The 7664-nt window shown below is 71.0% G+C and carries 5 protein-coding genes; 2 read left to right on the top strand and 3 right to left on the bottom strand.

Annotation, left to right across the window (positions count from 1 at the left end):
• The coding region (locus AC3A57_RS17520) for a condensation domain-containing protein (protein ID WP_487580092.1) at positions 1–2115 on the top strand (2115 nt) is incomplete at its 5' end.
• Between the two features lie 44 nt (positions 2116–2159).
• The gene (locus tag AC3A57_RS17515; RefSeq protein WP_487580097.1) at positions 2160–3341 is read left to right on the top strand and encodes a glycosyltransferase family 4 protein; all 1182 of its coding nucleotides are present in this window, start codon (positions 2160–2162) and stop codon (positions 3339–3341) included.
• A gap of 13 nt (positions 3342–3354) precedes the next feature.
• On the opposite strand, the gene AC3A57_RS17510 is transcribed toward AC3A57_RS17515, so the two are convergent.
• Genes AC3A57_RS17510 through AC3A57_RS17500 form a run of 3 tightly spaced genes read right to left on the bottom strand, consistent with a single transcriptional unit; the run spans position 3355 to position 7621 of the window.
• Positions 3355–5496: a hypothetical protein gene (locus tag AC3A57_RS17510; protein ID WP_487580091.1), complete on the bottom strand. Its 2142-nt coding sequence runs from the start codon at positions 5494–5496 to the stop codon at positions 3355–3357.
• On the bottom strand, positions 5493–6290 hold the full coding sequence (locus AC3A57_RS17505; protein WP_487580090.1) for a hypothetical protein: 798 nt from the start codon (positions 6288–6290) through the stop codon (positions 5493–5495). Before AC3A57_RS17505 ends, AC3A57_RS17510 begins: the two co-directional genes overlap by 4 nt.
• A gap of 53 nt (positions 6291–6343) precedes the next feature.
• Complete coding sequence (locus AC3A57_RS17500) at positions 6344–7621, bottom strand: hypothetical protein (protein WP_487580089.1); 1278 nt, start codon at positions 7619–7621, stop codon at positions 6344–6346.
• Between the last annotated feature and the right edge of the window lie 43 nt (positions 7622–7664).

The following is a 7664-nucleotide window of genomic DNA, read 5'->3' as shown; positions in this document are numbered from 1 at the left end:
CGCCGCCATGCCGACGGCACCCTGGAGTATCTCGGCCGCAACGACGATCAGGTCAAGATCCGCGGCTACCGGATCGAACCGGGCGAGATCGCCGCGGCCCTCGCCGAGCATCCGCACGTGCGCGATGCGGCGGTCGTGCCTCTGCGCTCGGAAGACGGCGATGTACGCCTTGCGGCCTACCTGATTCCGGCCCAGGCGACGCCGGCGCCGAGCGAGCTGCGCGCCTTCCTCGCCCGGCGCCTGCCGGAGTACATGCTGCCGTACGCCTATGCGGCGGTAGCGGCGTTCCCGATCGGCGCCAACGGCAAGCTCGACCGCGGCGCGCTGCGTCCGCCGGCCTCGGCCGATATCGCCGGCCGACCGTTCCTGCCGCCGCAGGGCGAAATCGAATCCGCGGTGGCGCTGTTGTGGACGCAGTTGCTGCGCGTCGACCGGGTCGGCCGCGACGACAACTTCTTCGAACTCGGCGGGCATTCGCTGCACGCGATGCAGCTGATCGAACGCATGCGCCGGATCGGCCTAGAAGCGGACATGCACAGCCTGTTCGTGCAGTCGACCCTGGCCGCCTTCGCCGCCAGCATCCGCCGCAGCGCGCGTCCGCAAGCGCAATCCAGCGACGCCGCCGAGGCCGGGCCGGGTTGGATCGACTCGCCGGCTTCGCAAAAACAATGCTGCGACTGGGTTTTCAACCAGGTCACCCTCGCCCAGGGCCGCCCCTCGCTGTGCGTGCAGCAACGGGTCGACGTCGATGCGGTCGACCCCGAGTTGCTGCGCCAGGCGTTCGAGGCCGCCGTCGCCCGCCATGAGGCCTTGCGCACCACCCTGCACGTGGTCGACGACCGCCTGGTCCAGCGCGTCCACGATGCCTGCGCGTTGGACCCGATCGCGCCGGTGGACCTGCGCGGCGAAGCCGATCCGCCGGCCGCGCTGGACGCGCTGGCCGCGCGGGTGCGCGCGCGCACCTTCGATTTCGCCCGGTTGCCGTTGTTCACCGTCGATCTGGCGCGCCTGCCCGGCCGCGACACGGTGATCTTCACCTTCGACCACGTGTGCATGGACCAGGCCTTCCTCGGCCGCTTCGTCGCCGAAGTCGCCGACGACTACGCCGCCCGCGCGCAAGGCCGCCGGCTCGAGATCCCGGCGCCGACCGGCAGCTACCGGCAGTACGCGCAATGGGAGCGTACCGAGATGGCCGGCGAGAGCGGTCGCCGCCATATCGGCTATTGGACCGACCTAATCCGCCGTATAGGCGCCGAGCGCTACACCGACCGATTCGCCGACTATCCGCAGCCTTGGTTCGCGTCCCACCGGCAATACATCGCGCACGCCCTGTCGGGCCTGCCGGCGGGCATGGACCCGCATCTGGTCGCCCACGCCCATCGCTACGTCGGCAACCTGTTCCACGAACCGGTACCGATGGCCCGCTTCAGCACCTATGTCGGGCCCGAGATCTTCCACGCCCTGGCGGCGCGGGCGATGCGGGCCAAGCTGCCGCTCAGCGCGCTGGCCATCGCCGCGGCCAACGTATTGCTCCAGCGCCTGACCGGGCTGGATGCGACCCTGGTGTCGGTGCTCACCGAAACCCGGCCGTTCGGCGCTTGGCAGGATTCGGGCGGCAGCTTCGTCAACGACGCCCTGTACGCGCTCGAGTACGACGCCGGCACCGGCGTCGACGAGGCCATCGCCCAGATCGCGGCGCAGATGCCGGCGGCGAACGAGCACAAGGTCTGCCTGCTGCCGGCCGCGCTCAGCGCCGCGGACGTGTCGCTGGAAGCGCTCGGCACCCTGTGCCTGAACTACATCAGCGCCGAAAGCGACAAGCCGCTGCCGCCGTTCGCACCCCGCCACCAGGACGGCGGCTTCGCTTCGATGGAGTTCAACCTGACGGTGGTCCAACATCTGGACGGACTCTATATCGATTGCGAGTACCGCAAGGCGCGGTTCTCGCCGCGCACCATCGAGCACACCGTGGCCGGCGGATTCGTCGACGTGCTGCGCGCCTTCGCCGACAGCGGCAATACCCCGGTAGCGCAGATCGCGCTGGCGTTTCCGCCGCCGCAGCCGGCGCGCGCGCTCCAGGCCGAGCCTGCCGCGCTGAGTCCGGCCGGAGCCTGAGCGCGATGGATGTCTTGCCGCGGCCGGATCGGCGTGCGTTGAACGTGCTGATGCTGGGTTGGGAATTGCCGCCGGCGATCACCGGCGGCCTGGGCGTGGCCTGCGATGGCCTGTTGCGCGGCATCGGCGCGCTCGGCGGCATCGGGGTCGATTTCCTGCTGCCCGCGGCACCGGGCCTGGGCAGGGATTATCCGGCCGCGGTACGGATCGTCGAACTGGACGGATGCGAAGAGCCGAGCGCCCCCGCCCGCTCCCAGGGCGCCTATATCGCCTATCGCGAGAAAGCCAGCCGCTACGCCGCCGCCGCCCTGCGCGCCCTGCCCGGCCTGAACGACTTCGACCTCATCCACGCCCACGACTGGCTCAGCTTCGAGGCCGCTCTGGCGATCAAACGGGCCAGCGGCAAGCCGCTGATCGTGCACGTGCATTCGACCGAGCACGATCGCGCCGGCGACTTGTGCGTCAACCCGGCCATCGCCGAACTCGAGCGCCTCGGCCTGCGCGCGGCCGATCGCATCGTCGCGGTCAGCCGCTACACCGCTCAGGGCCTGGCGCGTCACTACGGCCAGTCCGCCGATCGGATCGAGGTGGTGTACAACGCCGGCCGCTCGCGTCCGGCCGATTTCCCGCCTGCGCCGCTGCCCGCACCCGCGCCCGCGGACGGCTGCATCAGCTTCATCGGCCGGATCACCGAACAGAAAGGGCCGGAAGCCTTCGTCGAAGCCGCCGCGCGGATCCGCGAACGCGTCGCCGACGCGCGCTTCGTGATGGCCGGCGACGGCAACCTGCTCCCGCTGATGCGCTCGCTGGTGCGCGCGCTGGGCCTGGCCGATGCGTTCTCGTTTCCTGGCTTCGTCGGCCGCGAAGACGTGGCCCGCCTGCTCGCGCGCAGCCGGGTGCTGATCATGCCCTCGCTGTCGGAGCCGTTCGGATTGGTCGCCCTGGAGGCGATCGAGGCCGGCGTGCCGGTGGTTCTGTCGCGGCACTGCGGCCTGGTCGAACGGGTGCCGAGCGCGCTCTGCGTCGACCCGGACGACATCCACGCGATGGCGGACGCGGCCATCGGCCTGCTCGCCGACCCGACGCAAGCGCGCGCGCGCGCCGTGGCTGCCGCGGGCGAGGCGGCGGAACTGGACTGGATCCGCTCCGCGGCCGCGTTGCGGCGCGTCTACGAGCGCGCGCTGGGCGCGCCGAAGGCCGAGCGCGCAGCCGCCGAGATTTGCTGAGGCTGGCCTCGGCCTAGCGCACGAACACCGCCACCGAGGGCCCCTGGCCCGAGGCGAACAGCAGGGTTTCGCCGTCGCCGCCCGCCTGCGCCGCACTGCCGTCGCGAGCCACGCAAAAGCAGGCCGTGCGCGGCTGCCTGCCGTCGTCCAGTCGGCGCAGGATGCGCAGACGATCCCGGTCGCCTGCGAACTCCAGCGTCGCGCCGTCCCAGTCCGCCAACAGCCGATGGCGCTTCACCACCGCCAGCAACTCGGCGAACACCGGGCCGGGCCCGTCGGGGTCGCGGCACAGGGGGCCGGGCATCGCCTTGCGCGCATGCTGTTCGGAGTAGTCGAAATAACGATCCAGATCGGCCGGCGCCGCGCGCCGGTCGTCGTAGCCGCAGTAGACGCTGGGACCGTTGGCGCTCATCGCCAGCGCCAGCGCCAGTCCGGCCACCACGATGTCGCGCGTGTGCGCGCTGCCGTTGTAGATCGGCCGGAAACTGGGATCGTGGTCGATCACGATCGGCACCAGGCAGCAGGCCGGCACCTGCCATCGATCGCGCTGCTCGGCGATCGCCGGCAGCGACTGCGACCAGTCGCCGTCGGCGAGCAGCGCCTGTTGCAGCGCCTGCGCCAGCGGGAAGTCATAAAGATAGAGCCCTTGAACCGAAGGCCCGGCCGCGGACAGGGCGAAGCGCAGTTCGCGGTAGTGCAGGCTCCAATACTCCAGCACGGCGAAGAACGGCCCGGCGCCGGCGTCGCGCGCCGCCTCGCGCAGCGCGTCCAGGCACGCGCGCAGCGGTCCCAGCCCCAGATGCTTGGCCATGTCGATCCGGAACGCGGACACCCCGGCTGCGCGGATCTGCCAGCGCGCGCGCGCCAAGACCTGCGCGCGCACCGCCGGATCGAACAGATTGGGTCGCGGCAATTGGTAGTACTCGCCCAAGTGCGTGCGCGTCGCCGCCTCGACGTACTGCGCCAGCGCCAGGCCATCGGGCGGCGGGATCGCGTCGCAGCTCTCCAATCCGCTCAAAAACACGCCCGGTCCGTCCAGCGGCGCCGGCGCGTCGGCCAGGGCCAGGGCCAGCGGCGTGCACCGCGAGCCCGCAGCCGCCAGGCGCGGCAATTGCGGCGGGTAGCCCAGCGTACCGAGCACCGAGTCCTGGATCAGGGCGATGCCGCCCGCGGCGGCGGCGCGACTGAGGGCGATGTAGTCGTCGGCCGCGCCCAGGGCCGGGTCGACCCCGCATTCGCCGCTGCTCCAGTAGCCGTGATTGTTGAGATAGGGCTGCAGCGCTCCGTCGTCGCCTTCGACGTAGTACAGATCGGCGCTCTGGCGATCGACCACGCCCAACAGCAGCGCGTCGTAGCCGGCGGCCGCGATCTGCCCCAACTGCCCGGTCAGCGCGTCGAGTACGCAGCGCGAGTGCTCCGGGCGCTGCAGGCGCGGCAGCACGTGCAGGGCCGCGCCCAGCAGCGGGTGGCTCGCCCGGCCCAGACCCGGTAGCGGCCGGCCGCGACGGATCCGTTCGCCGTCCTCCGGGTCGAATTCGAAAGCCTGGGCGCAGGCCTGGGCGACGCGTTCGCGGTCCTCGCACGCTGCGGCGAACCACGACGGCCGGACGCCGTCGCGCTGCGGCCGCGCAGCCTGTTGCTGTGCCCGGCGCCAGGCGTAGAACGCGTCGAGTTCGCCCGGCTCCAGCGCGCGCGGGGCGAGCGGCGCGCCCAGTTCCTGCAGCGCCCGCTCGATCCTGACCGGTCCGCGATGGACGACGATGCAGGCCTCCTGCGAATGCACCGCGAACGCCCCCTGCGCCAACGCCGGCGACTCCTGCGCCAGCGGCCAGGGCGCCAACCGTACCAGGGTCTTCATCAGCCCCTCCTCGGCCTCGCGCGCGACGCGATGGGCGATCAGGACCGGCCGGCCGCGCGGGTCCGGCCGCAGCACGCAATCGGCGTATAGCTCATCGCCGCTGTCCAGCAGGAACAGCAGATGACGCAAGAATAGCCGCAGCCTGCGCGCGGAGGGCTCGGACGCCTCGTCCAGGGTCTGCCGCAGCGCCTTCAGCAGATCCGGCAAGCTGCAGTCGCCGGCGCTGGCCAGCGCGGCGATGCGCGAGCGCAAGCCGGCCTGCGCCGCATCGGCGGTTCGCAAGGACGGCTCGCTCATCGCTCGGCCGCAGCTGCGGCAGGCTTCGGGTCGAACCGGATCCAATCCATCTGCCGACCGCGGCCTTCCGAGCACAGCAGCCAGCGATCGCTATCGCTGAACTCGCGCAACTCGGCGAACCGCGACAGATCCCGCGCGGCCGTGGTCATCTCGCTGCCGGCGTGGGTCGCGGCCGCGTTGCGCCGCAGGGTCTGCATGCGCTGCGCGCCGTCCTGGAAGAACCAGTCGTGCAGCTCGACGAAAATCACCGCCTTGGCGAAAGCCTGGAACGCCGCCTGGTCGAGCAGTTCGAATTCCGCACCCTCGATGTCGACGAACAGCACGCAGTCGTCGACCACCTCGGCGGGAAGCTCGCGGTAGAAACCGGGTTCGGCCTTGGCGCGGATCTCGACCCGGTCGTGCACCCCGTTCAGGCGCGCGGTGTCGCCGATGATCCGGCGCCCCTTCTCGCCCATTTCGTAGCAATACGAGTATTGGCACAGTCCTGCCACCAGCGCGCCGACCCCGTAGTAGCCGTCGCCCGCACCGAGGTTGACGAAGGCCCGGCGCGCACCGGCCCGGGCCAGCGACTCCAGCACTTCCTGCTCGTACAGGCCGAGCAGCATCGGCGCCCGGTCGGCGACGCTCCAGGCCGTATCGGGCCCCAGCCGCAGGCCGCGGAACGGCCCGTAACGGACCGTGGCGTCGAGTTCGCGGTCGAGCTGCCGCGCCAATTCGATCCGCCGCCGTTCGACGTAGGCGGCCGTGTCGGCGCGCCATCCCGGCAACAACGCATACAGCATTCTGTTAAGCATTCCCTTCCCTTTGGCTGGACGCCCTGCTTCGAACCTTACCTGCGCCGCGCGCGTCACGCCGCGGCGGCGGCGTCGCTGCGCAAATGGGCGAGAAAGGCGCGCAGCGCGGGCTGCGCCTGCGCCGCCACCAGGGCGGCGAACTCGGCCACCCGCACCGTCTCGCCGCCTTGCACGCGCGCCAGCAACGCCGACACCTGCTGCGCATGCGCCTCGAACACGAATACCCGGCCATGCGCGCAGGCCAGCAGCTTGTCGCCGATCGCGGTCCAGTCCAGCGCCCGCTGCGGCGCGCTGGCGAGGCCGTCCTCATCGGCGCAGATCGGCTCGCCGGCCGGGTCCGGCAGCGGACCGAAACCCGCCGAAGTCCTGATGCCCAGTGCGTGCGCGGCGAACGCCAGCTCAGCGGCATGCGGCGCATCCATCGCCTCGCGCAGTTCGTCCCACATGCGTCGCAAACGCTCTGGCGAGGCGGTGCCGGCGCCGGCCGCCGACGCGGCCGACAAGCCATCCAAGTCCAGCGCGTCCAGCGCGCGGTGATCCGAATTGGCCGCGGGCGCGGGCGGCAGGGCCACCGCCTTCCTGAGAATCTCGACCGTATCGCCCTTGTGGTAGATACCGATGCTCAGCGACGCGCAAAACTGTCCGCTGTCGTTGACCGCCACGTGCCATTCGCCGGCCGGCCAGTACAGCAGGTCGTGCGGGCCGACCTCCAGGATCGTCGCCTCGGCCAGCAGCGCCGCCAGGGGCTCGCCCGCGTGCGCCGGCGAGCCGGCACGGACCAGCTCGGCGCGATGCTCGAAATGCGCTCGCGGCCAGAACGCCATCTGCTTGCTGCCGATGCCGGCAGCCATCAGCACATGGCAATCGTCCATGTGGATACCGAACGGCGTGCTGCTGTAGGTGCCGGCGTAGATGCACGAGTGGATGCCGCGGGCCGGATAGCCCACCCGCTCGAACAAGCCATGCAGGACCGGAGTGAGCTTGCGCCGGATCGACGGCAGGGCGGCATCGACCTTGTCCAGGATGACCGAGAATTCCGCGCCGGGAAAAGCGCGCCCGACCTGCGCCTGGTACTGCTCGAAGCTGCGCACGTCCGGCGCCGGGAAGAACGCCATCAGTTCGTGGATGGCCGGCGAACGCCCGGCGAGATTGGCGCGGCCGAAAGGCTCCTTGCGCCCCTCGGCCATGGCCTGGGCGGTGGTCGACAAGGCCTGGATGAACTCGGCGGGAGTGAACAGGGGCGTGGCCAATGCGTTCTTGAGCAACCGCGGCGGCCCGCCCCACGCGGCCGCGATCTGCTCGGCCAGCGATCGTTCGTCGTCGAGAGGCATCGTATCAACGTCCGTTTGATAGAAAGCGCTTAATCTAGCGGGA

It is taken from the genome of Lysobacter sp. Soil_C_15, from assembly GCF_057657315.1.
Note: the sequence above shows the minus strand (reverse complement) of the source record. Positions and strands in the feature narration are given on the sequence as shown.

What these genes read in the sequence shown, in the direction of transcription:
- AC3A57_RS17510 (WP_487580091.1), bottom strand. Translation starts at nt 5,496, where the DNA reads ATGAGCGAGCCGTCCTTGCGAACCGCCGATGCGGCGCAGGCCGGCTTG.
- AC3A57_RS17505 (WP_487580090.1), bottom strand. Translation starts at nt 6,290, where the DNA reads ATGCTTAACAGAATGCTGTATGCGTTGTTGCCGGGATGGCGCGCCGAC.
- AC3A57_RS17500 (WP_487580089.1), bottom strand. Translation starts at nt 7,621, where the DNA reads ATGCCTCTCGACGACGAACGATCGCTGGCCGAGCAGATCGCGGCCGCG.